This window comes from Weissella cibaria (assembly GCF_004521965.1).
Taxonomy (GTDB): Bacteria; Bacillota; Bacilli; order Lactobacillales; family Lactobacillaceae; genus Weissella; species Weissella cibaria_A.
In genome coordinates, this window is record NZ_SDGK01000032.1 from 12,710 (window position 1) to 38,587 (window position 25,878).

Consider the following 25,878-nt stretch of genomic DNA (forward strand, 5'->3'; position numbering starts at 1 on the left):
GAGTTCCTCCTTAACTATCACTAGTTTTCTTCACTAGCACTGTCCAAATTGTCCGTTTCGACAAGTTGCCCTGCTCGAACGTTAAAGACTTTTGGTTCATTAATTAATTGACGGGCCACATCACTTAGTGACGGCGTCGTAATAAAGGTCTGTACCTTATTTTGCATCGCCGTTAGCAAGTGCGTTTGGCGATTGGTATCTAGTTCTGACAAAACATCGTCTAGCAATAAAATTGGATATTCGCCAGTCTCTTGCTTCATCAAATCAATTTCAGCTAACTTCACAGCCAATGCGGTTGTCCGTTGCTGTCCTTGCGACCCAAATGTCGCCACGTCATGCCCATTAACATCAAACTGTAAGTCATCACGATGCGGACCTAACAGGGTGGTACCCATCATTACTTCCCGCGATTGTAACCGTTCAAAACGCTGCGTCATCGCTTCTTTAATGACCTGTTCATCCCCTAATTCTTCTTCATTAAGTTGCGAAACATACGCAATCCGTAATGTTTCGCCTCCTTGTGTAATATCAGCATGAATCGGTGCTGCAGCCTCACCGAGCTTCTTAATTAACTGTATCCGTCGCACAATTAGTTCACTAGCGAAACTCGTTAGCTGATCCGTCAAAACTTCCAGATACAGCATATCTTTCGCCTGCTTCGACTGCAGTTGTTTCAGATATTGATTACGCTGTTTCAAGACGCCCTTATATTGGTTAGCAATATAAAGATACTTTGAACTCATCTGACTAAATTCGCGATCAATGAAATTCCGTCGAATCGTCGGCGCACCTTTTACCAAGGCTAAATCCTCAGGTGCGAATAAAATAACATTTAATTGTCCAATGTATGTGCCTAATTTCGCCTGATCCAAATGGTTCATTCGTGCCTTCTTACCTTTACTCGTAAAAGCAAGCGACAACGGCACTTTCCCATATTGGCGGCGCACCACGCCCGAGACCATGGCTTCTTTGCCTTCCCAACCAATCAACTCTTTATCAGAAGTTGTTCGATGTGAGCGCGCTAAAGCTAAAACATAGATTGCCTCGAGTAAGTTCGTCTTACCCTGTGCGTTCGGTCCCAAAAAGACATTGACGCCTGGTGAAAAGGTCACCGTTAAATCTTGATAATTCCGAAAGTTATTTAGTTTTAGCTCAAGCAGTTCCATTAGTCTGCTTCAGCGCCCATCCCGTTAATGACAAATCGCTTACCAGATGGCACTGCGACCACGTCACCTGGGTAAAGCTTGCGTCCACGGCGATCATCGGGTTCTTGGTTAACTAAAACCGTATTTTCGCGTAGGTACCACTTCGCTTGGCCACCAGTAGAAATGATATTTTTTTCCTTCAATAATTGTCCTAGCGTAATGTAGGGCGTTTGAATGTGCACTTCGTTAGCCACTTCAATATCCTTTCTGTCGGGGTTAATCCCAACTGAGAAATGTTTCCATAAGTAGTCTTATTATACGCTATTTTTTTACTTTATTCAATGTAATCAAGGCGTCAGAGCCTTTCTGAGGCTTTTGGCGACACATGAAACAAAAAAGCCGAAAATTACTGTTTTTTTCCTTAAACAGCAATTTTCGGCCTTTTAGCCTATAAATTACGCACTGTGGTAATTAGTAAGTACGCACTGGTGTAATCAATTGAATAAAGTTTGTTTCATTATTGGTTGGTACCAAAGTAAATGGATCCAACGCAGTCTTAAATCCAATTTGGATTTGTTCATCTCCAAATGACTTCAATGCTTCACGCATGTAATCAGGGTTAAATGAAATCGTTAATTCATCACCAGCCGTCTCGGCCGCAAAAATTTGTTCTTCAACGCGTCCAACTTCAGGTGAATTTGATGAAATCAATGACTTTTCGTCGCTAACCGTAAATTGAATAACGTTTGAACGTCCTTCGTGACTAAGCAAGGCGGCACGCTCAATTGTTTGGAGCAAGTCACGAGCATTAATCGTCAAAGTCGTCCGCTTTTCAGTTGGAATCAACCGTGAAGCATCAGGGTAGTTTCCTTCCAACAAACGTGAGTAGAACGTTGTGTTAGCGCCAAGTTGGAAAATAACTTGGTTTTCAGCCACACGAACATCTACCGTTTCGACTTCGTCCAACATTGCTTGCAATTGGTTCAATGAAGGACCTGGCACGATGATGTCGGCGCTAACATCTGAATCACCAAATGCAACTGTTCGCTGGGCTAAACGGTGACGGTCAGTTGCGACCGCTGTTAAATTACCACCCACCAAAATAAAGTGCACACCAGTCAAGATTGGTTGACTAAGTTGCTTTGAAACAGCAATGACGGTTTGACCGATCACTTCAGTCAACGTTTCAGCTGGCAACGTCAAATTGTTGCGAACTTCAATTTCTGGTAAGTGTGGGTAGTTATTAGCATCTTGACCATTAATATCAAATTCTGAACTTTCAGAAGTGATTTTAGCTTGGAAACCAGTTGTGTTTGATAGGGTGAATGTTTCGCCCGGCAAACGCTTAACAATATTTGAGAAGAAGGCGGCTGGCAAAACCAAGGCACCTGGTTCAGATACTTGCAACGTTGCTTGATCATCGGTTACTGGAATAACTGTTTCGATTGAGATATCTGTATCTGAACCGGTCAATGTTAAGCCATTGTTATCAAGGACCAATTTAACACCTGTCAAAATTGGCATTGATGTACGTGATGAAATTGCACGGCTGACATTATTCATGGCTTTGATGAAAACAGCTCGATTAATTGTAAATTGCATGATTATCTCCTCAACCTTTTTTGCTCGGCATGCATGCGCATGCATCGCTTACTGACTGATTTATTAATAAAAAAATAATAATAGTAATAAGGGGTGTGTACAATGTGTAAAACCCTCAGCTATACCATTACATCAAGGATTGGTATATGTATACAACCCTGTGGAAAACTTTCGAGAAATTCGTGAATAATTCACAATACCTATTCAAACTAATTGCTCAACTCTTCACGAATTTTTTGAACTTGCTCGGCCAATAGGACATCATTTTCAATCGCGTTATCGATTTTTTCAGTTGAATGCATTACGGTTGTGTGATCCTTACCACCGAAAGCTCGGCCAATTTGTGGCAGAGAGTCTTGTGTGAGTTCACGCGCCAAATACATGGCGATTTGGCGTGGTACCACGATCTCCTTATTACGCTTCTTACCATTAAGGTCTTGCACGGTTACGTCGAAGAACTTTGCAACCGTATCTTGGATAATAGGAATCGTGATGGCGCGTTGACGCTTGAAGTTCATTGTCTCAAGAATGTCGCGAGCAGTATCAACTGTGACCGGTTGCGATGCGAATCGTAGCTTACCAGCAACTTGATTGAAAACCCCTTCCAAATCACGGACGTTTGTATCAACAGCCGCGGCGATTTCGTCAATCACATCATTCGGAATATTGAGGTTTTCTTGATCTGACTTATTACGTAGGATGGCTACACGTGTTGGTAAGTCAGGCTTTGTAATGTTTGCTGAATAACCTTGCCCGAAACGCGTGACCAAACGCATTTCTAGGCCAGGAATTTCTTTTGGCAACTTATCTGATGTCAGGACGATTTGGTGATTTTCTCGCGTAATGGCATTGAAAGTATTAAAGAATTCTTCTTGAATCTTTTCTTTACCAGCCAAGAATTGGACGTCGTCAACTAGCAAGAGATCTGTCGAGCGATATTCGCGCTTAAATGCTTCAGTCTCCTTTTGACCACGACGCAAAGCTTCCGTGAAGTCGTTGATGAAATCTTCAGTCGTAATGAACTTAACTTTGGCGTTGGGATTGTTTTCTAAAACTTTATTCCCAATTGCCTGCATCAAGTGTGTCTTACCAAGTCCCACGCCACCATAGATTAATAGTGGATTCCATTGGGTACCAGGGTTATCAGCAACCGCTTGCGCAACAGCATATGCTTCGCGGTTCTCATCAGAAGACACAAAAGTTTCGAAACGGAATTCAGGATTCAAAATTGATTGCGTAACAAAATCAGCCGCTACTGGTGAAGTGCCGGTAGTGTTTGGTTGTTCAGGAGCGGCATCAGTGGCCGGTACCTCAAATAATGAAGTTGGTTGTGGTGAGATATAAGTCACCGAGGGCACGATAAACGTTGGTTGACCATACAGCTTCATCGTTGCTGTCATAGCTGCTTGCATGAAAGCGAGATAGTAAGAACTACTTGGGTTTAGCCATTCGTCAGCCACTTGTTCATGGTTGGTCGATAAATGTAAGGTGACCGTATTGTTTTTGTTCTCTAAAACTTGTAAAGGCGTCAACGTATCGACGTAATTAGCAAAGGAGAAGCCAGTTGAGATGGACTCGCGTAGCTCTTCTTTAATGGCGTTCCAAAGCTGGACTGGATCCATCGGGACGACCTCCTTAAAAAGTAGAAGTATCTGAATCTTTGGGTGGACGTTATCCACAATACGTTCGCTAGTCTTAAATTTCTTAAGAAGCGCAATTCAACAGATTCCATTGTAGCAGGGTGTGGATAAGTTTTCCACAGCAAATATCGCTGATGTATCAAGGGTTTTCGCGAATTTTAATAACGTTATGTGATATCCACAGCCTGTTAATATCCAAAATTTAGTTATCAACTTGATGTGAATTTGATTTTTACGCTGTTTGTGGATGTCTGTGGATAAGTTAGGGGTAAAACTAGATATTTACAAGTCTTTGTTAATAAGCTAGAGTTGATACATCAAATATTTGATCGGTTATCCACATATGCACAGGGATAGCTAGGAAAAGTTACTAGCCCCTGTGTAGATTGTGGAAAAAATGTGGATATTGGGGAAAACTAAACTAACACTCTGTTACATGCCTGAACTTTATAAACATAACGCTCCGTTACTTTCTGGATAGCTCATAGGTGATGATTGTTTGATTTTTTCAAAGAAAAAGTTAAGGGCTTAAGAATTGAACATGACGAATTCGCGTTGTGCTATACTATCAGGAAGTTCAGTTACACTTAATTTTTGTTAAAAAAGAATTAAGTGCTTTAGAAGGGTTGCCAACCGGAATCTTACGTGATAAACTTAAATACGAATTGTGGTTTGGCCTTGCCAACCGCAGGCCAAATCTAACTACGAATGGGAGGTGTATTCACATGAAGCGTACATACCAACCTAAGAAGCGTCACCGCGAGCGTGTACACGGCTTCCGTAAGCGCATGAGCACTAGCAACGGTCGCAAGGTGCTTGCACGTCGCCGCCAAAAGGGCCGCAAGGTATTGTCAGCCTAATTAGGTCAGGCCTTCTATTAGGATTACTGATAACGATCGCGCGTGGTTCGGCCATTTTGGCTGAATCACGCGTTTTCTATTGTCTAAAAAAGTCTGGAGCAAACATATGCGTAAGAGTTACCGTGTTAAGAAAGAAGCCGATTTCCAATTGGTATTCGAGCAACATCACTCGGTCGCAAACAAAATGTTTATTGTTTACACGATGGAACGTGAACAACCAACCCACTTCCGCTTGGGAATTTCGGTTTCAAAGAAAGTTGGGCTGCGTGGCCACGAGCGTGTATGGGTGAAGCGTCGCATTCGACAAAGTGTTTTGGAATTTAAGCCAAATCTGCGTCAAGATGTCGACATTCTGGTGATTGCCCGCCCATCAGCTCATGACCAAGACATGGCGATCATTAAAAAGAACTTGGAACACGTCTTCAAGTTGGCAAATTTGTTTGTCGACCAGGACGAAAATTAAAAACAACCTATTATATGGAGAAAAACGATGCAGTCAGCTAAGAAAGTATTTTCAACGCGGTCTACCGTTACAGCTGTCATTGCCTTAATTATCATGATTATTGCTGGCGTGATGTTTAAGGGACATGTATCCGGTACCGGATTCTGGCATGGAATCATCATCGCCAACTTCTCACGCTCAATTTTGGGTGTCTCAGCCTGGTTTGGAAATAACTATGGTTTGGGAATTATTGTCTTTACGTTGTTGATTCGTTTGTTGATTTTGCCATTGATGGTTTATCAAACGCGTTCAATGCGTAAGATGCAGGAAGTTGCCCCTGCTTTAAAGGCTATTCAAGCGAAGTATCCAAATCGTGATACGGAATCAATGGCTGCGATGCAAGCAGAGCAAAGCGCCCTTTATAAGGAAGCGGGTGTTAACCCATTTGCCAGCTTGTTACCTTTGATTGTTCAAATGCCAATCTTGATTGCGTTGTATACGGCTATTCGTACGACGAAGCAACTGGAAACCGGGACATTCTTGTGGGCACAATTAGGTCAACATGACCATTTGTTCATTTTGCCAATCTTAGCAGCGTTGTTTACATTTGCCTCATCATACTTGGTAATGTTGGGACAACCTGAAAAGAACGGGATGACAACGTCAATGACGTACATTATGCCAATTATGATTTTCATTTTTGCGATTAATGTCCCATCAGCTTTGTCATTGTACTGGGTGGTTTCAAATGCCTTCCAAGTTGCGCAAACGTGGACAATTCAAAATCCTTTTGAAATTCGTCGCGAACGTGAAGCAAAGAAGCAAGCAGAGCGTGAGCGTGAACGTGCGATTCGTAAGGCGAAGCGTTCACACAAGCGTTAATCATCAAAAAAATCGCCATATGGTGATTTTTTTGGTTGTGAAGCGGTCTATTATCTGAATGTTTCCTAAAGCCCTGCCACTTTGCGGGGCTTTTTTATTTTAGGTATGCTAAACTGAGAATAATAAAAATGATGTAAGGAGACCACCCATGAAAGCTTTTCGCGAGATTATGTCTTGGGTAATTCCGATTGCGATCGGATTAATTATTGCCTTGTTGATTAAGACGTATTGGTTCACACTAGTACGTGTCGACGGAACATCTATGGAACCAAATTTGACCAACAACGAGCGTGTTTTCGTTCTGAAGCCTGAAAAGATTCACCGTGGTAGTGTCATTGTGTTTGATGCTTATGGTGAAGATCCAGAAGTGGATGGTCACAAGGATTACGTAAAGCGTGTTATCGGTATGCCTGGTGATACGGTTAGTGCTGAAAATGGTGTGATTAAGGTTAATGGCAAGGCTGTTGACCAGGATTTCATTCCAGAGTCTGAGCAAACAGCCACTAACACGGTCAACAATGTGGGTAACTGGTCAAGTTTAACGGAACTTGGTGATCACATGGGGTGGCAACGTGAGAGGACGGTTAAGGTGCCTAAGGGCGAGTATTTCGTTTTGGGAGACCACCGTACCGTTTCAAATGATTCACGTTACTGGGGCTTTGTGAACAAGGATAAGGTGCTAGGTGTTGTGAAGGTGCCATTCTGGGGCGAAGCAACCAAGCGTGCTAATATTAATACGCAATGGAAGACTTACTTTGAGAAGTAATCCATCGCCAAAAAACCGCCTGACAGCGTATTGTCAGGCGGTTTTTTAGTTTTACGGTCAATCTTCTGAGCTGTCAGGCGTGCACAATCAAATGCTGTTGGCTCACAATAACGTCAGTTAAGGGAGTTTTGAAGGTCGTTGATAATTGATCGACATCGGCCATATCAGCGACAGCCCCACATTTTAGCTGGCCACGGTCGTTTAGCAACCAAATTTGATCACTATAAGCGAAGGCTTGCGTTAAATCGTGTAACACCATAATCATAGTAAATTTACGTTGTTGTTGTAACTGGCGTAGCGTTTCTAAGAATAAGTGCTGGTATTGCAAGTCTAGGTAGGTTGTTGGCTCGTCTAAAATAACCAGTTCAGGTTGTTGCTGTAAGACGAATCCTAGCCAAGCAAGTTGCTGTTGGCCACCAGAAAGCTCAGGCATTGGTGTTTCAAGTAAAGCTGTTAGTTGAAGCAATGCAACAACCGTATCGTCGATAACGTCTGTAGTCATCGTTAATAATTCACGTACGGTCAAGGGCTCATGGAGCTCATTTCGTTGCGCTAATAATGCAATGCTTAAGGGCCGACCAGTAATCACACCGCGACGAGGGTCTAATGCTTTGGCAAGCAGCTGGAGTAGCGTTGACTTACCAGAACCATTTGGCCCAATGAGACTAGTAATTTGTCGTGGTAATAAATCAGCTGTCACTTTTGAGAGGACTTGCTGGTCGCCACGGTATACGTCGACGTCTTTAAGTTGTAGCATGGTGACTTCCTTTCAAAAGCATGACGGCAAATAACGGTCCGCTAATTGCTAGTAAAACAGCACTTGTGGCCAACTCTTTGGGCGCTAAGATGGATCTAGCGACCGTGTCAGCATTGATTAAGAGTAAACTGCCCCACAACATGGTTGTTGATAGTAATTGCTGGGATTTTGCACGTGGTGCCATTAACCGAGCGATTTGTGGCAAAATGGCCCCCAAAAAGAAGACCACATCAAGTAAAGCGGTTAAGGCCCCGGTCCAAATACCGACGGCAATGAGGATGAACCACATTGTGCGTGGTTCATTAAATCCTAACAAACGGACTTGTTGGGCCGATAAGGCGTAAAACTTTAGATTTGGCCAGGCTAGAATTAATAGCATTAGGCCAATCACGACGATGATGAGTAATTGCATCACGTCAGCCCAAGTAGCGGTGCTTAACGACGGCAACGGTAACCCGAATCCTTCGCTGGTGATATTGGTTAAGGCTTGAAATGTCATCGCAGTCGCAATGCCAATTAACACCATTTGCAAGCAGGGACGATTTTGGGGGATGAATAGCCGCCAACCAATCATAATTAAAATCCCACCAAAGGCGCCTAACCCGACGTGCCAATTTAGACAAGCTGGCAACAAAACTAAACTGCCAATTGTCAGGAATTGGGTACCATTCACGATTCCCAGAATTGATGCATCAATCAGGCGATTGCGTAAGACAATTTGTAAGAGCAAGCCGCTGCCTCCTAGAATCGCACCACCGACGACTGCAATGATAATGCGTGGCAGGCGATAGGTGAGCAACATATGCCAGGCTTGGGCATTACCTTGACATAAATCATGAATCGCAATGGTTGTGCTACCAATGAGCATTGCAATGACGGTACTGATTAGTAGTACCCCACTTAAAATCCAGTTATAAAGCTGTTTCATAATCTTTTACCGACTTTCTAATTCGTTTGCAACCACGCCTTTAATTGCTTAAGGGCCGCTGGTGCATTTAAATTAGCTGTCATCCCAAACGTGGGCTCGGATGCTTGATAAACCTGGTGTTGTTTAACTGCCGGTAAGGCTTGCCAGGCTGGCTGAGTAAACAGTTCATCGAAACTTTGAAAGACTTGCTTTGGCATGGCATGGGCCATCGTGATGATGACATCCGGCTGTGCCGCAGCAATCTGTTCAACGTTCATGGTGGTATAACCACCATTTCCTGCCCCGATGACAGTTCCACCAGCACGGTTAATTAAATCGCCGACATAACTATGCTTCGTCCCAGCTAGGAAAGATCCGCCTGGCATCCCCATTAACAAAACCACTTTGGGCCGATGGTTCGGATAGACAGCCTTTAAGGTCAGCGTGGCATTTAGTTGGCGTTCTTGTTGTTGACGATTAAAACTATTCCCAATGGTTTTGATACTCTCGCGTAAGGCGTCTAAATCTGAAAAATTCAAGGCCGTTGTTTGAACATCGTCACTTTTGAGTTTTTGTTCATAGTCAGACACTAAGGCTTGGTCTAAGTACACCATATCTGGTTTTAGACTAGCGATGCGTTCCAAATTAGGAGCAACGTGATTACCGACTTGGGGTAATTTTGCATAACGCTTTGGCAAAGTTTGGTTATCACCAGGTGTAGGCACCCCAACTAAGGGGATGGCTAATTGATTAAAAATATGAGCCTGCGCATTGGTTGTGACAATCACACGTTGTTGCGTGTGAGGTGTTGTTGAGTGGGCGGATTGGGTTGATAGCCAATACCAGCCTGCTGTTAACCCAATTAAAATCACTAATAAGATACCAAGTAAGGCTTGTTGTTTTTTCTGCATTGCTTAATGCCTCTTCAAAAAGATGGTAGCCAAGGCACCTAAAATACCAATTGCCAGCCCTGCCCCAATAATTAGGCCAACGGGTAAAGTTGCAGTCTGATCAGTGGTTTGATCTGCTGATTTTTGTTGTGCAGGGGCGCTCTTTTTGGAAGCTTTAGTTGGTTTTTTCGCAGATGATGAAGTCGTCGCATGCGCCTCAGATTCAGTCTTACCGGCTGTGATTATCGCACTGGTAGATGCTGACGTGCTTGACGCTGATGTTTCGGCAGCTGCATTCGTTGTCACAGATTCAGCCGTTGTTGTTTGTGCGGTAGAACTAGTTGCTCCACGGGTCTCATGGCTACTTGATGTCGCTACAACGTGACTGGTTGTTGGCGTTTGACTGCTTGTAACAGCCGCAATCGAAGTCGACGCTGAAGTTGAATCAGCGGATGTTGCTGACGCGGCCGGTGCTGGAGCTGGTACGTTGGCTGTGTCGAGTACCAAACCAACTGTATAATTATGGTGATAATTAATGCTATCGACATCGACCTTAATGTTGGCGTTGTGGCGTGCTTTCAAATCTGACGTGACAAAACTATACGTAATCGTTTGTTTATTGCCACTTTGACTGCGTGAGGTCGTTACCCCGCTACCGTCAATGCTCAACATTTGAACAGGATAATCACCGAGCGATGTGTCAGTTGTGACTGTTGATGTCACAGTATATTGATTACCGTTTGGTGTTACCGTTGCTAAATTAGCAAAGTAAGCTGAGGCGTATGATGCACTATTTGTCCCGTTTTCTAAGACTTGCATGGGTGTGTTATACGTATCACCAAATACGGTTGGTTCAACAGTTAGAAGAGTAATACCGCTAATCAGGATTAACAAAAATGATTTGATGGTCATGATATTACGCCTACCGAATCTTGAAGAAATTGACTGCCATGGTTGTCCCAATGAAGCCGATTGCAGCCGTTAATGCAACGCCAGCACCAATCAAAGCAGCTCGTTTAATTGATGACGGTTGTTGGTCATCGTGCGTATTAGCTTGCTTGGTAGTTGGTGTGTTCTGAGCGGTTTTAGCCTGGCTTGAATTTGAGGCATGCTTATCTTTGTTAGTCGACTTAGCTGGCTTATCAGTAGTTGCAGCTGGTTGCGTAGCTGTTTGGGCAGCCACTGCGACAGGCAATGACGTTGCAGTGGTTGGCGTGACCGTTGTTTGTGTAGTTTGCGTTGTTGCCAGTGTTGTCGCAGCGGCTGTGCCTGGCACGTTAGCAATTGGGGATGGCATTGTTGTACCAACACCGGTTACCCCCATGCTTGTTGTTGGTGTCGTAGCATGTGTACGATCATTTACATCAGTCAGCGTTGTTTCATGTGAAACATCTGACTGGTTCGTGTTCGATTCAGTGCCACTAGGTGTGCCGTTTTTATCTGCGCCAGTTGGCAGATCATTTTCCTTATCACTCAATACTTTACCGATAACCAAACGAATCTCATAGTTTTCGTTATAAGGAATTGGCTCTGTAAATTGCACGTGAATCTTTGTGGCAATCGGCTTTGTCAATTCAGACTTTTGTAACTTCATCCGGTAAGTTGATTCATAGTAATTGTTAACCAATTTCGTCTCTACTAAGGAAACATCATGCTTCTTATCAGTAAAGCGAATTGGATTTTTACCCATCAACTTTGGCGTGTGGGTCTTTAGATAACCGTAGTATGAGCCGTCATCATTTTTAGCTAATTTAATGGTCGTGTGAAAGTATTGGGTGGCAATTGAAGCTTCATCATTATCGGCACGCAAAATTTTCAATGCATGCACGACCGCATTTTCGGCGGGCTTTTCTGTTGAATTTGATGTTGATTCATCGTTATCGGTTTCTGGCTTACCAGAACTGCCGTTATTATCAGAGCCACCCTTGTCACGAGTTACAACTGCATTACTAGTGTCAAAAACCATGTCGGCCGTTGGCTTTTCAATCACTTGACCATTCATTGAAATCGTCATATTTGTCGTGATCGGCTTGTACAAGGCCTCAGGTGGTAACGTGACTAGCCAGTGCGTACCTTGACACTTAGCAGCTTCGCCGTTGAACTTGTAGTCTGACATCATATCCATGATAGCTTGGCTGCTGGTTGCGATATCAATGTGTGCTAATTTACCGTTAACGGTCACAGTGGCCGGAGTATTCAAGTAGTTATTCATTGCTGACGCATTGTTTGTACCGGTCTTGTAGTTAGCGAATGGGACGGTATAGGTACCATTTGCTAATTGTTTTTGATCGGGTTGTGGCGTCGCAGGGTTACATGGTGTTTCCGGCGTAGTTGGCACGGATGGTGTCTCTGGATCCGTTGGTTGCTCCGGTTGAGCAGACGTCTCTGGTTGTGTTTCAGAAGACGACCCAAGGGCCGATGTCATATCAAATGACAAGTTTGATTGATAACCCTTGCTTGGACTCATTGGTACACTCGTAAACGACGCAATTTTAGTAACGTTCGTATCATCTGGTGACAAATCTTTGGTTGGAATTTCAAAAGTGACGAAGCGTTCACCATTGACCGGCTTGGTGATGTTATCAAATGTCACCGTTGGAATCATGCTGAGCATACCCTGCTTAGACTTTTGGTAGGCAACGGTCACTTTTGATGTCAACCAGCCGAGGTCAGTCTGGAAATTTGTATCAAACCATTTATCCATCCCACCTTCAGCTGAAACAGCTAATTTGTAAGACCCAGTTATTAAGTCTTTAGCTGGTAGTACGTTAGTTAAATCAAAAGTTAAATCTGATTTATATCCTTTCGTCGGACTCATTGGTACACTAGTGAAAGATGCTAATGTGACGGTCTTGCCGTTGGCAGGCTTTAAGTCCTTTGTTGGAATGTTGAACGTGATGTCATTTTTACCATTTAAAGGTTGTGTGATGCCATCAAAAGTCACTTCAGGAATCAGGCTGAGCATATTGCTAACGCTATCCTTGAATGAAAGGGTGACGTCAGTTGTATCCCCTTTGACAGCTAGTTTAGCAGTGGGGTAAAAAAAGCGATCCATGCTATCGCCAGCGGCCATTGGTACGTCGACTGACAGAATGGCATCGCTATCGATAGCATTCGTATCAGTCGGATTTTCCGGGACGATGGGTGTCACCATTAAATCAGCAGAAGGCTCTTCATGCCAAGAAATAGCTGGCACGTCAATCACCATGCTGGTTGCAAATGGGGCTGACCATTCGCTGACGGGTAAAGTCACGGTCCAATGGGTACCAGACTTTGTGGCTGCGTGGCCGGCAACTGTAAAGCCGGTCATCATATCCATCTGTGACTGCCCCTTCATGGCAATATCAAGGGTCACTGATCCGTTTTTGATGGTCATTGATCCTTTGCTCTCGACGTATGACATCATAGCTGAATCTTCTTGCGTGCCAGTCTTGTAGACGGCAACGGTCGTATCATAGGTACCATCAGCTAAGGTCAGAGCGTTAGTTTGTTGTGTTTGATTTGTTTCAGCGGCAGCGACAATCGTTGTAATGCTTGAAACAGATGTTGTTAACAGCATGCTACCCAATGCAGCTGTTGAAAAAAGCGCAGCAACGCGCGAAATAGTACTCATGAGTGGTAACAATCTCCCAAATTTAATTACCAACTCTAGTTCTCTCTAAATTCTTATAAGTTCACACAAAGTGTACAATTTAACATATGCATATTGTATGCATTTAATCGGACTTAATGCAAGTTTACTTCCGATTTTTAGGTAGTTTGTGATGAAGTGGTAAAATAAAGTCGAATGGTCACGTCGGCAATTTGAGACCGCACGATGATCAAAACACCTGATTTAGGGTGTCTAAGGCATGATATAAAGATTAATAAAAAATGGAGACAATATAATGAAGCAAACATTTGCCGTGATTGGCTTGGGCCGTTTTGGTAGTTCGCTATTAGAATCGCTCATTGCGGCTGGTCAGGATGTATTGGTTATCGATAGTAACCCTGTCTTGGTTGAAAATTACATGGATAAGGCGACACACGCTGTGATTGCAGATGCACAAGATGAGGATGCTTTGCGAGATTTGGATTTACCAAGCTTTGATCACGTCATTGTGGCAATCGGTCACAATCAACAAGCGTCAATTTTGACAACGATTTTGTTGAAGGACATGGGTGTACGACATGTGGTTGCTAAGGCAGAAAATAATTTGCACGCCCGCGTATTGGCAAAGGTTGGTGCGGATCAGGTGGTGCGGCCTGAACATGAAATGGCCCAACGATTAGCGGAACAAATCATGACGCCCAATTTGATTAATTATATTGATTTGGGTGATAAGCACTCCTTGGGTGAAATTAAGATTGCGAATTTGAAATTTGCGAATAAAACCATTTCAGAATTAAATATTCGCAAAACTTATGGCCTTAACGTGATTGCAATTAAGTCGCAAGGTCAGGTTAATGTGGCACCAGAGTCTAGTGAAATGATTCAAATCGGGGACGTGCTAACGGTTGTTGGTGAGAGTGTTGATGTGAAGCATTTTGAATCACTGGTTGAAAAGACCAAGTAGGTCACAACGCTTGACTAATTTTTTAGAAGTCTTTATAGTTAAGTTACTAATTGGCGTCTCGGTGAAGAAAGAGGTGTTCGATTGTGCAATGTTTTAGAGAGCTTGTGGTTGGTGCAAACAAGTACATTGTTATCGAACGTGGAACTTTTGGAGAAACAAAAATTACCCGTAATTAAGTTGCTTGGTTAGGATGATTAACTAAGAATTAGGGTGGAACCGCGTTATTTAACGTCCCTATGTCAAATTTAATTTGGCATGGGGACTTTTTTGTACCCATGCAGTGAGGTTTTTAATATGGAAAACGGAAACGAGCAACGTGAGTTATCACGTGGGTTGAAGTCGCGGCACATTCAGATGATTGCCATCGGTGGTGCGATTGGAACAGGATTGTTCCTGGGGGCTGGGTCGGCCATCAAGGCGGCTGGGCCATCACTGATTTTGGCATATGCCATAACTGGTATTTTTGCTTATCTCATGATGCGCGCGGTTGGTGAGTTGTTATTATCGAATACGAAAATGCGCTCATTTATTGATTTTGTCCGCGAATATTTAGGTTACAAGTGGGAATTTGCCATTGGCTGGGCCTACTGGCTGAGTTGGGCAAGTTTGGCAATGGCTGATTTAACAGCGACCGGTATTTATCTGCGCTATTGGTTCCCCTTCATTCCGCAGTGGGTCACACCATTGATTGTGGTGTTACTTCTAGTCGGGCTGAATTTGGTGAATGTGCGCTGGTTTGGTGAATTGGAGTCAGGCTTCGCATCCATTAAGGTGATCGCCATCTTAGCTTTGATTGTTGCTGGATTAGGTTTGATTGCAACTGGCTTCCATACTGGTGGGCACACAGCTTCATTCGCCAATTTGGTGGACCACGGTGGTTTCTTCGCAACCGGCTTTGGCGGATTCATAATGGCCTTTCCGATGGTTATTTTTGCCTTCACGGGTATTGAAATGGTGGGACTAACGGCTGGTGAAACGGAAGACCCAGAGCGTGATCTACCAAAGGCCATTAACTCAGTACCTGTTCGAATCGGGTTGTTTTACGTTGGTGCGGTTGCGATTATTATGGCAATCTATCCTTGGAATGATATCAATACGGCCCAATCACCTTTCGTGCAAGTATTTGCAGGGATGGGCATTAAGTTTGCCGCTGATATTGTGAATTTTGTAGTGCTAACCTCAGCGTTGTCAGCCGCTAATTCAGCAATCTTCTCAACGTCACGGACGTTGTATGTATTGGCGAAAAACAACCAAGCGCCAAAGTCGTTGGCGAAGGTTTCAAAGAACATGGTGCCAGTCACTGGTATGTTGGCGTCGTCATTGATTTTCTTGGCAGTGGTGTTGTTAAACTACTTCTTCCCATCACAAATCTTTACGTTGATTACTGGTGTGGCAACGATTAGTTTTATCTTTGTTTGGATTTTGATTATGGTTGCGCACATCAAGTACAAGTCAACTGAGGCATCAATCGAAAATCCATACAAGATGCCATGGTTCCCAGCAACCAGTTACTTAACGATTGCCTTTTTCTTGGCCGTATTGGTGATCTTGGTGTTGGATAAGGCGACGCAGGTATCTGTGATTGCGACAATCATTTTCTTTATTGTTATGGTTGGTGGTTACTCATTTTTGACGAAGCATAAACAAGACATTTAACAATTAAAATGTGTCTGGGACAGAAGTCTCTGTCTCAGCCGCAAAAAGCCGCCAATCTCCCGATTTAAAATCGGAGGATTGGCGGTTTTTAAACGTGTTCCGAGAGGCTGAACCCTTAATATAACGCCATTTGACCCGCTCATACCTCTACGCTACGCTCCATGGCATAAGCGGGTCAAACAATGTTATCATCGGGTCCAAAGCGCCTTTCGTCTCACTCTCATTTTTTATTTACGATCACCAACTGTAATCATTTGATTACGCCACTTGTCTTGTAACAAGGCTTCTAAGTAGACTAGCGCAATCGTTTCACGTGAAACAGTTTGCGCAGGTGTCGTTTCATGACTATCAAAAATAATTGGCTTGCCGGCTGGCCCACCGTGGAACATCACAGGACTGACAATGGTCGTATCAAAGTCAGCCCCCATCAACATTTCACCACCGCGTAGTTGTTGATTGAAGTAGCCGGGCATCGAACGGGCAATGCGGCCTTCACCGCCAATGGTTTCGCCCATCATGCCACCAGCGCCGAGCCAAATGACACGGTCGATCGTGTGACCACTCATGTTAATGGCATCGATTAGCGCTTGGGCATACGTTGGCATTGGTGATGAGCCGATGAAGCTAACGATGATATCAGCATCAGCGATGGCTGGTACCAATGTTGTCGCATCGTACATGTCCCCTTCGTAGACTTGATAAGCCTTATGCTGAGAACGGGGTAAGCGACGTGAATTACGGGCCCACAATGTTAATTGCATGTCATCAGGCGCCACATTAGCAAAACTATCAATAAAATATTGCGCAACATTTCCGGTAGCGCCTAGTACCAACACGTTCTTCATTATGAATCACCTCGGTTTCTTTGCAAAAATAATAGCACACCTTCCGAGGAATACAGTATGAAAAGGGTTAGTCGAGAATTAATTGATAGGCTTTACGTTCTCCATGAGCAACGGGTATCATGACCATCCCCTGATAGGTGAAGCCTAATTTAGCGACGACGTGTTGCATAATTGTGTTCAATTCATGGGTGTCAATACGAATATCTGTAAAGTCACGTTCGCGAGCGAGCACAATTAAATCATGGAGTAATTGTTGGGCCAAACCTTGGCCACGAATTTCGCCATCGACGGCGACCCGGTGAATCGTCATATAAGCGGACGCGTCGCCAAGCCATCGCCCGTCGATGGCTTCGTATGCTGCTTCAGCACCAGGAATTAACTTGGCGACACCGGCAACTTGCTGGTTATAAATTAACACGTACGCGATACCATCGTTAATTGCTGTTTCAAATTCTGCACGCGTTGGCCCATCGCCTCCCTGCCATTGCGGTGAATTTTGACTAGCCAGGAATGTGACGGCTTGGTCAGTAATTTTAAGAATGGCGTCTAAATCAGTTAGACGTGATTTGCGTGTATAGGCCATCATAGCGGTTCACCTCGGTCAGTAGTATTGCCATTAATGGTAGCACGTTCGCAACATGATTACTATTTGTTGTCGAAACCTTAGAGGCCGTTGTCCTGTTTTAGTGACTCAGGTAAAATGACAGTATTAAAGCGAATTTTCTGAAGAATAGACGAGGACTAACCATGCAAAAACAACCAGGAGATTGGATCTTCCGTGCTGTTAAAGGCGCCTTAATTGGCTCGGGATTTATCTTGCCCGGCATTAGCGGTGGCGCACTGGCTGCGGTGTTTGGGTTATATGAGCGCATCATTACGTTCTTAGCGAATCCGTTTAAGCGATTCAAAGAGAATGTGTTATACTTCATGCCCGTTGGTATTGGTGCCTTGCTTGGCATTTTCTTGTTGTCCTTTGCAATTAGCTTCGTACTTGGGGAACATGAAAGTGTGGCGCTCTGGTTTTTCGTCGGAGCGATTGTCGGTACTTTGCCGTCATTGTGGCGCGATGCGGCCAAAGAAGGCCGAACGCCGGTTGACGTAGTGATTACGGTTATTGCCTTTGCCGCGATGTTGGCATTTTTGTTGTTTGGTGCGCCTTTGTTTTCAAAAATTGAAGCAAGTTTCGGTGCGTGGATCCTAGCGGGTGCTTTAATTGGATTAGGGTTAATTGTACCCGGCCTGAGCCCATCGAATTTCTTAATTTATTTTGGCTTATATAAAGGCATGAGTGATGGGATTAAACATGGTGATTTGAGTGTCTTGGTCCCCATTATGATTGGCTTAGTTTTGATTATCGCCCTGCTGTCAAAGTTTATGGCTTATATTTTCCAGATTGCGTATGCGAAGTTGTTCCACGTAATTTTTGGGATTGTCGTGGCGTCAACGGTTATGATTGTACCAACCGACTTTAAGGACTTCACCATTATCCATATTACGATTTCCGTCGTGCTGTTGGCACTTGGAACCTGGTTAGGTTGGTGGATGGGTCGTTTGGAAAATAAAATGAATACAAAATAAAACTGAGATCGCAGTTTCCGCCTCAGTCCTAAAAAAACGCAAAGCCACCAACATTGGTAGCTTTGCGTTTTTTAACGTGTTTTGAAAGGTTGCCCCAGATATAACGCCTTTAGTACCACTATACTTCGAAGTATAAGGGACACAAATAATGTTATTTTTCAGGGATGCCTTCAAACAAATCGTTCAACCCTTCGCTCATGGTTGGATGAGCGAAGATTTGATCACGAATTGTTTGGTAAGGCAAATTACTATGCATGGCCATTGAGATGAGGTTAATCATTTCATGGGCCTCGATGGCGAATAATGTGGCCCCAATAATGTGGTCATTTTCGTCAACCAAGGCTTTCATGTAACCACGTGTATTACCGGCGATATATGTCTTTGGTAAGGCAGCTACAGCCATTTTACTCATGCGATAGTGAATGCCTTGTGCATCGGCTTCTTCTTGATTAAGGCCGATTGTGGCCATTGGTGGATTCGTGAACACAACAGAAGGTGTCACAGCTTGTTGTGCGAGGGTTGCATGCCCATCCCCGCGGAGTTGATTCATAATAATGCGTGAGTCATCAAGCGAAATATACGTGTGCTGGGCACCACCGCGTACGTCGCCCAAGGCCCAAACATTTGGCGCAGCTGTGCGTAACTGATCATCAACCAAAATCCCACGCTCATTGGTCAAAACATGGGTATTTTCTAGACCAAGTCCGTCGATGTTAGCATGACGTCCCGTGGCGATTAAGATGGTGTCGGCGTTGACCGAGGTTACCTGGCCATCTTGGTTAACGGACAACGTTGCCGCAATTTCCCCGTCGGTTACTTCGGTTACAGTCGCATGCAACTGAATATCAACCCCTAAGTCAGTTAACGACTCATGAATGGCTGCTGCGGCTTCACGTTCCATGAAGGACATGAAGTTTGGGCTTCGGATTAGCATCGTAACGTGGGCGCCAAATTGGGCATAGGTTGTCGCAAATTCAGCCGCAATATAGCCACCACCAATAATGACCAGTTCTTTTGGTAACACTTCTTGATCCATTAAAGCATCTGTTTTGACAACGTAGCGACTCGTTGCTAATCCCGGCGTGTCAGGAACGCTTGGTGTGGCCCCCGTATTGATAAAGATGCGTTCGCCACGTACTTCCTCACGAAGCCCATTTTGATAAGTAACGGTAATCGTGTGATCGTTTTCAAAGTGCGCTTGGCCAGTCAGCACAGTGGCATATTCCAAATCAGCAACCTTATGTAGGTTCTTACCGCGCAACGTACCGATGCGTGATTTCTTCGTCAGGATAGCGTTGCGATACTTTTCTAAGCCCGGTTCGCCCGCGCCAGCATCTGATAGTGTATAAAGTAGTTTAGATGGAATGCAGCCGACGTTAATACAAGTTCCACCGTACATTAGTTCTGATTGTTCAATCAAAATAACTGATTCGCCAGCCGATGCCAGCTTGAAAGCGAGCGTTTTACCTGCTTTACCAAAACCAACAAAAACATTTTTTGCTTCGCGCATAATTCTTTACCCCAATAAGTATTAGATTGTACGACTAGTATGCGCGCAAACCGACAAAAAGTAAATTTTTCGAATTCCTTTCTTCGGGTACGCACTAGTTTGCTACAATTTTGTTAGAAGTGTGGTAATAGTGATGAGTAGAAAAATGACAGGGACGCAAGAATTATTAATATTGCTGGGACTGTGATTGTCTGGCCGTTGTGCTGGCAGCGTTTCTATATTTAGTCCCAATTAAGCGGGGATTATTAACAGACATCATCTATTTAGCATGGTTCATTGGTATCATGGTATTTAAAAATGGGTTAACGATGCCTAGCTTCATTATTTTGGCAATTTTGTCAGGCTTCATGACCGGCGCTTCAGCGTTAATTGGTAGTCATGTTGTTAACAAGAATCATCAGAAAAAGGCATCATGATAATAAAACGCGTGAGATAGGAATTAATCTCACACGTTTTATTGTGATTAGGTATCTAATTGGACTTCAAGTTGTTGGACGGCAGCTTGTACCGCGTCCCATGGAGCGCCAACGACTGGTGAGTAAGTTAAATCGAGGTCGCTGAAGGCTTCCACGGTCATGTCGTTATAAATGGCAGTCGCAAAAATATCGGCTCGTTTGGCAACTTCACTGCCGTATTTACCAACCAATTGCGCGCCTAATAGGCGATGTGTCTGGCGATCAGCGGTGATGCGAATTGTAATTTTTTCAGCACCGGGATAATACCCTTTGTGATCATCCACTACCACAGTTGTTGTGATTGGGTCAAAACCGGCCGCCATGGCTTCAGTAGGCAACAAACCAGTTCGGGCAGCAATCACGTCGAAAGCACGCAATACTTGTGATCCAAGAATCCCCGCAAATCGGGTTTGACGTCCCACGATATTCGCGCCAGCAACGCGCCCTTGCTTGTGGGCCGTCGTCCCAAGTGGCAAATAGGTATCACCAAGGAGGTGGTGTTTCGTTTGGACTAAATCACCCGCCGCATAAATATCGGGTAAGTTAGTTTGCATGCGGTCGTTCACAATCACGGCATGATTAGTTGTGACTTCAGCACCGGCTTTCTCAAGCAATGTACTATTTGGTCGTACACCGACAACAACCAGGACAAAATCAAAAGTTTCGTCGGTAGCCCCACCGATTAAACGGTAACTAGTTGGTGTTTGGACTATTTCGGTAACGGTAGTGTTGGTGAAAACCTGCACGCCGTTTTGCGTCAAAGCGTCATTAATTGATGTTGCAAGATCGGCGTCGATGGTCGACAGTACTTCGGGCCCCCGTTGAAATAACGAGACAGTGACATCACGTTGTGTGAGGGCTTCCGCCATCTCGATGCCCACGTACCCCGCACCAATGATGGCCGCACGTTTTGGCCGGTGTTGCACCAATTGAGCTTCGATGTCAAAGAAATCGCCCATGGTGTGTAGGACGTGGATACCGTCGTCTGCGCCGGTAAGTGGCAATTCCTTTGGTACTGCACCTGTCCCCACCATTAAATGTTGGTAAGCAAACGTGATTGTTTCCCCACCACGTGTGGCAGTGACCGTGTGGCCAGTTGGATTAATGGCAGTTGCCCAAGTGTTCATGTAAAAATCAATTTGGTACGTCTCTAAGTCTTTGACCGTTCGATGCGCCAAATTTTGCCAAGCAGAAACGTCCTTGCTGACCGCGTATGGAATACCACAGATTGAAAGGTTTGGGAATTCGTCAGCAAGGACCATCGTAATTCGGATGTCCTTGTTGAGCTCACGGGCACGTAAAGCAGCCGAGATACCAGCGTCACTCCCGCCAATAATGAGCAGGTCAGTTTGGATGTTGTTCATGTCATAATCCTCTTATTTTCTAATAGTGTGTTAATTATATCAAAAAAGCTACTAGCTCAACCCATGTGCTGTGGTTGAGCTAGTAGCGATTTAAGTTACATCATTTCAATGAGGACAACCCCCGAAATCATAATGACTAAGCCAATGATTTTGATTGGGGTAATTTTGTTTTTAAAGGCCCCAAGCAAGCCGAATTGATCAATGCTCAGACTACCAATAACCTGACCTAATAGAGCCAAAACCACAACCGTACCGGTCCCAATCTTAGGTACCAAGAAGGCGTTTGAGAAAATGTAGGTGGCACCTAGAAAACCACCCAACCAAATCCACCAAGGTGTCTTATTGCGGGCCAAGTTGGCCATGTTAGGCAAGCTTCGGTGGGCTAAACTAACAATGAATAGCAGGATTGAGCCGATAATAAATGATACCCAAGCGGCATGTAATGGTGAGGCTAACATCCCACCGAAACGGCCGTTAATGGCAGCTTGTACAGCCAGCATGGTCCCGACGATGACGCCGGTTAATTGCCATAACCAGCGTAACTTGACGGGTGCATGATCGTTTTCTGCCAGTTTATCGCGACTCAGATAACCGGGTAATACCACAACGACTAACACGCCAATGATTAGGAGCATCACCCCGGCCAATCGCATGACTGATAAGGCGTGGTGATCAGCCCCAAAGAGACCAAAATTATCAATGACCATACCCATGAGGATTTGTCCCATGATGGGCATAATGACGGTTTGAACACTGCCTAAGATGGGGAATAGCAGAATGTTGGTGGTTAAACCAATCATTCCCAAAACTCCGCCGAGGTAAGCCCACCAAGGAATAGTTGCAACTTGGTGACTGGTTAAGAGTAACTGCCCACCACTAGCCAAAATGACAATGGTTAAGAAGATGGTTCCGATGAGAAATGAAATTAATGATGATAGAAATGGTGAAATGACATATTGACGTAGCTTGGAATTAACGGCCGTTTGAAACGGTGTTAGACTACCCGCGATAATACCCATTAATAAGTACTGCATAGTAACGCCCCCCCTCTTTGGTTAAAAACCGTATAACATCATTTTAGTCTTTTCTGACGAGATGGCACAAAAAAAGCCAATATATTTTTCAGTTTTTAGTTTCCTGTGAAACAGGGGCAAAAAATAAAAAAGCATGCGGGAATTGTAGTTTTCCCACAAGCTGTAGTTAAAATACTTTTTATAAGCGTTTTCAATACATAATAAATCATGTTTCACGTGAAGCTTTCATAAAATTTAATGTCATTTTGTAAGATTCCTTTTGGTTAAACGATATAAGTCGCCGGATCAAAATATAATATCAATACAAATAACGATTAAATGCTTTATTTGTGATAAGGAGATCCCTGATTAATCATGAAGGCACGATAAATTTGTTCAGTCAAAACCAAGCGCATCAATTGGTGTGGCAAAGTAAAGCGTCCAAAACTAATTTGCGTATTAGCACGAGCATTGACTTCTGGTGCTAGGCCAAGCGAACCACCGATAACAAAGGTTAAATCTGAATCGCCACGCAGTGCTAATTTATCAATTTCAGCCGCAAGTTCTTCACTACTGCGTTCCTTCCCCTTAATGGCGAGGGCAAAAACATATTCCTTATCTTTAATTTTGCTAAGAATACGTTCTCCTTCTTTGGCCATTACCTGATCCATTTGAGCTTGCGAAAGTTGTTCAGGCGCCTTCTCATCAGGGACCTCGATTACTTCAAATTTTGCAAACTTTTGCAAACGCTTGGCGTATTCTGCAATACCATCTTTCAAATATTTTTCCTTTAGCTTGCCAACGCCAATGATTTTTACGTTCATGGTCTTTGCCTTTCCTTAATCAAATTAGTGATTTCATCGAAGTTTTAAACAGGTGTGGATAACTGCTTGAACAAATCGCAACTTTTGGCTTATCCACATGTTAAAAACGGGCTGTGGATATCTAACAAAGCTTATTATATCAAAGTTTAGAGTGATTTCTCGGGAAATTTATCCACATTTATCCACAGAATGGGTGTTTTAGTGTGTAAAACTGTTAAAACGTTGCAATATCGGCATTTAGTCACAAAAACATGTCAAAAAATCCACAGAACGCTGCGGACTAAAAAAAGTTTTGCACACCCCGGAATTTGTTGAAAACTAAAGATACAAAAATTGATAACATGTAAGTTTGTAACATTCGTGATTACCTTTTTTTTGTGAATGAAGGTCCCTTTTAAGGGTGTATAAACCTCCTAAAAGCGAACGATAACGCGAAATAACATTCTGTTAGCTATAAAAACCCGTTGTTGATTAAGGTTAAACTTAACGTTCGATTGAAAATGCCCTTATATGGGCGTTTTGCATGTAGCAAGCATTTACACATAAGTTATCCACAGTGAGTTTTCCCCCGTGGATAGCGGGTTTCGTTGCACAAATCAGGCTCTTATCCACAGGTTTTCCACAGGATGTGGGTAAAACAGTTTATTTTTATCATTTTTATCCACAAAATTCTGTGCAAAACTAAGCCTAAACTCCTGTATAATAAAGAAAGTTGGGGGATACTTAACTTATGAGAAAATTACTTAGCAAAATGACCCCGCCGCAAATTTTGACACTTGGATTTCTAGTCATTATTATCGCTGGCGCGGGCATTTTGATGTTACCAATATCGCAGAAAGCTGGGGTAACGGTTCATTATATGGACGCCTTGTTCACCGCCGTTTCGGCAACAGCGATTACAGGTTTGTCGGTGTTGGATACAGCATCGACGTGGTCATTGTTTGGCCATATTATTCTTTTGGTGATGATTGAAATTGGCGCCCTTGGCTTTATGACGTTTGCGGTGCTGTTGTTTGCTATTACAGGGCAACGCTTGGATTTAAAAGCACGACTCATGGCCCAACAAGCCCTAAACCTAGGCAGTTTAGCCGATGTGAAAAGTGTGTTATCGTATGTCTTCTCACTATCAGCGATCATTCAATTAATCGGTGCGATTCTGATGATGCCGGACTTCATTCCCCGCTTCGGCGTCAGCCACGGTATCTTCCTAAGCATCGCGTCGTCAATTTCAGCATTTGGAAATGCGGGTTTTACATTCTTTGACGAACCAGTCTTCTTTTTACGGAATGATCCGTATATTCTGGTTGTTTGGATGTTGCTGATTTCGGCTGGGTCGCTGGGGTTCCTGGTTTGGCGTGATTTATTACTTTATCGCAAGCAGCGTCGCTTGAGTTTGCACACCCGGGTGGCCTTGCACGTGTCAGCCTGGTTAACCGGCTTAGCGTTTGTTTTCTTCTTATTCACAGAAAAAGTGCTGACGCCATTAGCTGGGTCAACATCACTTTGGCATCGCATCATGGACACTCTGTTTTTAGCTGTTGTGCCAAGAACTGCGGGTCTGGAAGTTGTGCCATTACGTGATTTAACGGCCGCTGGTCTGATGATTATCATGTTGCTCATGTTCGTTGGTGGAACGCCAGGATCAACTTCTGGTGGTATTAAAACAACGACGCTGGGAATTTTATGGTTGCAATCAATGGCAGCGCTACGTGGCCAGGAGCAAGTCAATTTTGGTGGTCGGCGCTTCAGTCAAAAAGTGGTCATTAAGGCCATGATGTTAGCAGTGATATCTATTGTGTTTGTCATTGGCGTGTCGCTCTTCTTGAGTATTACCGAAACGATTCCGAAGGGCGAAGGCTTAGAATATATTGTGTTTGAGGTTATTTCAGCCTTTTCAACAACCGGTTTTTCACTGGGATTAACGCCCCATTTAACAACGTTGGGGAAAATTGTCATTATGATGGTCATGTTCATTGGTCGTGTCGGCTTGTACACGGTGATGTTTTCCGTGATGAATATTCGCGAAAAGCCAACCAGTTTTCAATATCCGACCGAGGAAGTTATCATCGGGTAAATTTACTTATCAACCGCTGTGCTAAATTGCATGGCGGTTTTTTGTTACAAATAACATCTAAAACGATTGTTTTTGACATTAAGAACACAAAAAATTCAAAAATATGACAGAA

Annotated in this window: 24 protein-coding genes; 9 read left to right on the forward strand and 15 right to left on the reverse strand. The window is 43.8% G+C overall.

All coding sequences use genetic code 11. The features are described from left to right. Positions 1-20 precede the first annotated feature (20 nt). From recF to dnaA, 4 genes are all read right to left on the reverse strand, one after another. Complete coding sequence (gene recF, locus EST42_RS05000) at positions 21-1,166, reverse strand: DNA replication/repair protein RecF (protein WP_134644484.1); 1,146 nt, start codon at positions 1,164-1,166, stop codon at positions 21-23. Then, positions 1,166-1,399 carry a S4 domain-containing protein YaaA gene (gene yaaA, locus EST42_RS05005; RefSeq protein ID WP_134644485.1) on the reverse strand — a complete coding sequence of 78 codons (234 nt, stop codon included), beginning with the start codon at positions 1,397-1,399 and terminating at the stop codon, positions 1,166-1,168. The genes recF and yaaA overlap by 1 nt, the downstream gene beginning before the upstream one ends. A 217-nt stretch (positions 1,400-1,616) precedes the next feature. Beyond that, the gene (gene dnaN / locus EST42_RS05010) at positions 1,617-2,747 is read right to left on the reverse strand and encodes a DNA polymerase III subunit beta (protein ID WP_134644486.1); all 1,131 of its coding nucleotides are present in this window, start codon (positions 2,745-2,747) and stop codon (positions 1,617-1,619) included. 209 nt (positions 2,748-2,956) lie between these two features. Then, positions 2,957-4,369: a chromosomal replication initiator protein DnaA gene (dnaA, locus tag EST42_RS05015; RefSeq protein WP_134644487.1), complete on the reverse strand. Its 1,413-nt coding sequence runs from the start codon at positions 4,367-4,369 to the stop codon at positions 2,957-2,959. A gap of 743 nt (positions 4,370-5,112) precedes the next feature. Here dnaA and rpmH point away from each other — a divergent pair. The 4 genes from rpmH to lepB all read left to right on the forward strand — a co-directional run bounded on the left by rpmH (position 5,113) and on the right by lepB (position 7,337). Continuing rightward, positions 5,113-5,247: a 50S ribosomal protein L34 gene (gene rpmH / locus EST42_RS05020; RefSeq protein ID WP_002828338.1), complete on the forward strand. Its 135-nt coding sequence runs from the start codon at positions 5,113-5,115 to the stop codon at positions 5,245-5,247. 106 nt (positions 5,248-5,353) lie between these two features. After that, the gene (gene rnpA, locus EST42_RS05025) at positions 5,354-5,710 is read left to right on the forward strand and encodes a ribonuclease P protein component (RefSeq protein ID WP_043709390.1); all 357 of its coding nucleotides are present in this window, start codon (positions 5,354-5,356) and stop codon (positions 5,708-5,710) included. Positions 5,711-5,737: 27 nt separating this feature from the next. Continuing rightward, positions 5,738-6,571: a YidC/Oxa1 family membrane protein insertase gene (locus tag EST42_RS05030; protein WP_063083874.1), complete on the forward strand. Its 834-nt coding sequence runs from the start codon at positions 5,738-5,740 to the stop codon at positions 6,569-6,571. 148 nt (positions 6,572-6,719) lie between these two features. Further along, positions 6,720-7,337, forward strand: a complete 618-nt coding sequence (lepB, locus tag EST42_RS05035; protein ID WP_134644488.1) for a signal peptidase I — start codon at positions 6,720-6,722, stop codon at positions 7,335-7,337. 73 nt (positions 7,338-7,410) lie between these two features. On the opposite strand, the gene EST42_RS05040 is transcribed toward lepB, so the two are convergent. From EST42_RS05040 to EST42_RS05060, 5 genes are read right to left on the reverse strand one after another with little or no spacing between them, the layout of a single operon-like run. Beyond that, positions 7,411-8,094: an ABC transporter ATP-binding protein gene (locus tag EST42_RS05040; protein WP_134644489.1), complete on the reverse strand. Its 684-nt coding sequence runs from the start codon at positions 8,092-8,094 to the stop codon at positions 7,411-7,413. After that, positions 8,081-9,022, reverse strand: a complete 942-nt coding sequence (locus EST42_RS05045; protein ID WP_134644490.1) for a FecCD family ABC transporter permease — start codon at positions 9,020-9,022, stop codon at positions 8,081-8,083. The genes EST42_RS05040 and EST42_RS05045 overlap by 14 nt, the downstream gene beginning before the upstream one ends. A 17-nt stretch (positions 9,023-9,039) precedes the next feature. Further along, positions 9,040-9,912: an ABC transporter substrate-binding protein gene (locus EST42_RS05050; RefSeq protein ID WP_134644491.1), complete on the reverse strand. Its 873-nt coding sequence runs from the start codon at positions 9,910-9,912 to the stop codon at positions 9,040-9,042. Positions 9,913-9,915: 3 nt separating this feature from the next. Beyond that, positions 9,916-10,803, reverse strand: coding sequence for an NEAT domain-containing protein (locus tag EST42_RS05055; RefSeq protein WP_134644492.1), 888 nt, complete (start codon positions 10,801-10,803; stop codon positions 9,916-9,918). A 10-nt stretch (positions 10,804-10,813) separates the two neighbouring features. Next, positions 10,814-13,504, reverse strand: coding sequence for an NEAT domain-containing protein (locus EST42_RS05060; protein ID WP_134644493.1), 2,691 nt, complete (start codon positions 13,502-13,504; stop codon positions 10,814-10,816). Positions 13,505-13,778: 274 nt separating this feature from the next. Between EST42_RS05060 and EST42_RS05065 the strand changes: the two genes are divergently transcribed. Further along, entirely contained in the window at positions 13,779-14,447 is a 669-nt protein-coding gene (locus tag EST42_RS05065; protein WP_134644494.1) for a potassium channel family protein, read from the forward strand. A 294-nt stretch (positions 14,448-14,741) separates the two neighbouring features. Further along, positions 14,742-16,103: an amino acid permease gene (locus EST42_RS05070; protein WP_134644495.1), complete on the forward strand. Its 1,362-nt coding sequence runs from the start codon at positions 14,742-14,744 to the stop codon at positions 16,101-16,103. A 227-nt stretch (positions 16,104-16,330) separates the two neighbouring features. On the opposite strand, the gene EST42_RS05075 is transcribed toward EST42_RS05070, so the two are convergent. Both EST42_RS05075 and EST42_RS05080 read right to left on the reverse strand, forming a co-directional pair. Then, positions 16,331-16,948 (reverse strand): NAD(P)-dependent oxidoreductase, encoded by a 618-nt coding sequence (locus EST42_RS05075; RefSeq protein ID WP_134644496.1) that lies wholly within the window; start codon positions 16,946-16,948, stop codon positions 16,331-16,333. 67 nt (positions 16,949-17,015) lie between these two features. Next, complete coding sequence (locus EST42_RS05080; RefSeq protein WP_134644497.1) at positions 17,016-17,534, reverse strand: GNAT family N-acetyltransferase; 519 nt, start codon at positions 17,532-17,534, stop codon at positions 17,016-17,018. A 161-nt stretch (positions 17,535-17,695) separates the two neighbouring features. Here EST42_RS05080 and EST42_RS05085 point away from each other — a divergent pair, with 161 nt between their 5' ends. Next, positions 17,696-18,526, forward strand: coding sequence for a DUF368 domain-containing protein (locus EST42_RS05085; protein ID WP_134644498.1), 831 nt, complete (start codon positions 17,696-17,698; stop codon positions 18,524-18,526). 151 nt (positions 18,527-18,677) lie between these two features. On the opposite strand, the gene EST42_RS05090 is transcribed toward EST42_RS05085, so the two are convergent. Next, positions 18,678-20,036: an FAD-dependent oxidoreductase gene (locus EST42_RS05090; RefSeq protein WP_134644499.1), complete on the reverse strand. Its 1,359-nt coding sequence runs from the start codon at positions 20,034-20,036 to the stop codon at positions 18,678-18,680. Between the two features lie 200 nt (positions 20,037-20,236). On the opposite strand from EST42_RS05090, the gene EST42_RS05095 reads away from it, so the two are divergent. Continuing rightward, positions 20,237-20,452: a hypothetical protein gene (locus tag EST42_RS05095; protein WP_245150389.1), complete on the forward strand. Its 216-nt coding sequence runs from the start codon at positions 20,237-20,239 to the stop codon at positions 20,450-20,452. 47 nt (positions 20,453-20,499) lie between these two features. On the opposite strand, the gene EST42_RS05100 is transcribed toward EST42_RS05095, so the two are convergent. The 3 genes from EST42_RS05100 to rlmH form a co-directional block, all read right to left on the reverse strand. Then, positions 20,500-21,855 (reverse strand): FAD-dependent oxidoreductase, encoded by a 1,356-nt coding sequence (locus tag EST42_RS05100; RefSeq protein WP_134644500.1) that lies wholly within the window; start codon positions 21,853-21,855, stop codon positions 20,500-20,502. A gap of 95 nt (positions 21,856-21,950) precedes the next feature. Beyond that, on the reverse strand, positions 21,951-22,889 hold the full coding sequence (locus EST42_RS05105; RefSeq protein WP_134644501.1) for a DMT family transporter: 939 nt from the start codon (positions 22,887-22,889) through the stop codon (positions 21,951-21,953). Positions 22,890-23,212: 323 nt separating this feature from the next. Further along, on the reverse strand, positions 23,213-23,692 hold the full coding sequence (gene rlmH, locus EST42_RS05110) for a 23S rRNA (pseudouridine(1915)-N(3))-methyltransferase RlmH (RefSeq protein ID WP_134644502.1): 480 nt from the start codon (positions 23,690-23,692) through the stop codon (positions 23,213-23,215). A gap of 730 nt (positions 23,693-24,422) precedes the next feature. Between rlmH and EST42_RS05115 the strand changes: the two genes are divergently transcribed. After that, positions 24,423-25,766, forward strand: coding sequence for a TrkH family potassium uptake protein (locus EST42_RS05115; RefSeq protein ID WP_134644503.1), 1,344 nt, complete (start codon positions 24,423-24,425; stop codon positions 25,764-25,766). The last annotated feature ends 112 nt before the right edge of the window (positions 25,767-25,878 follow it).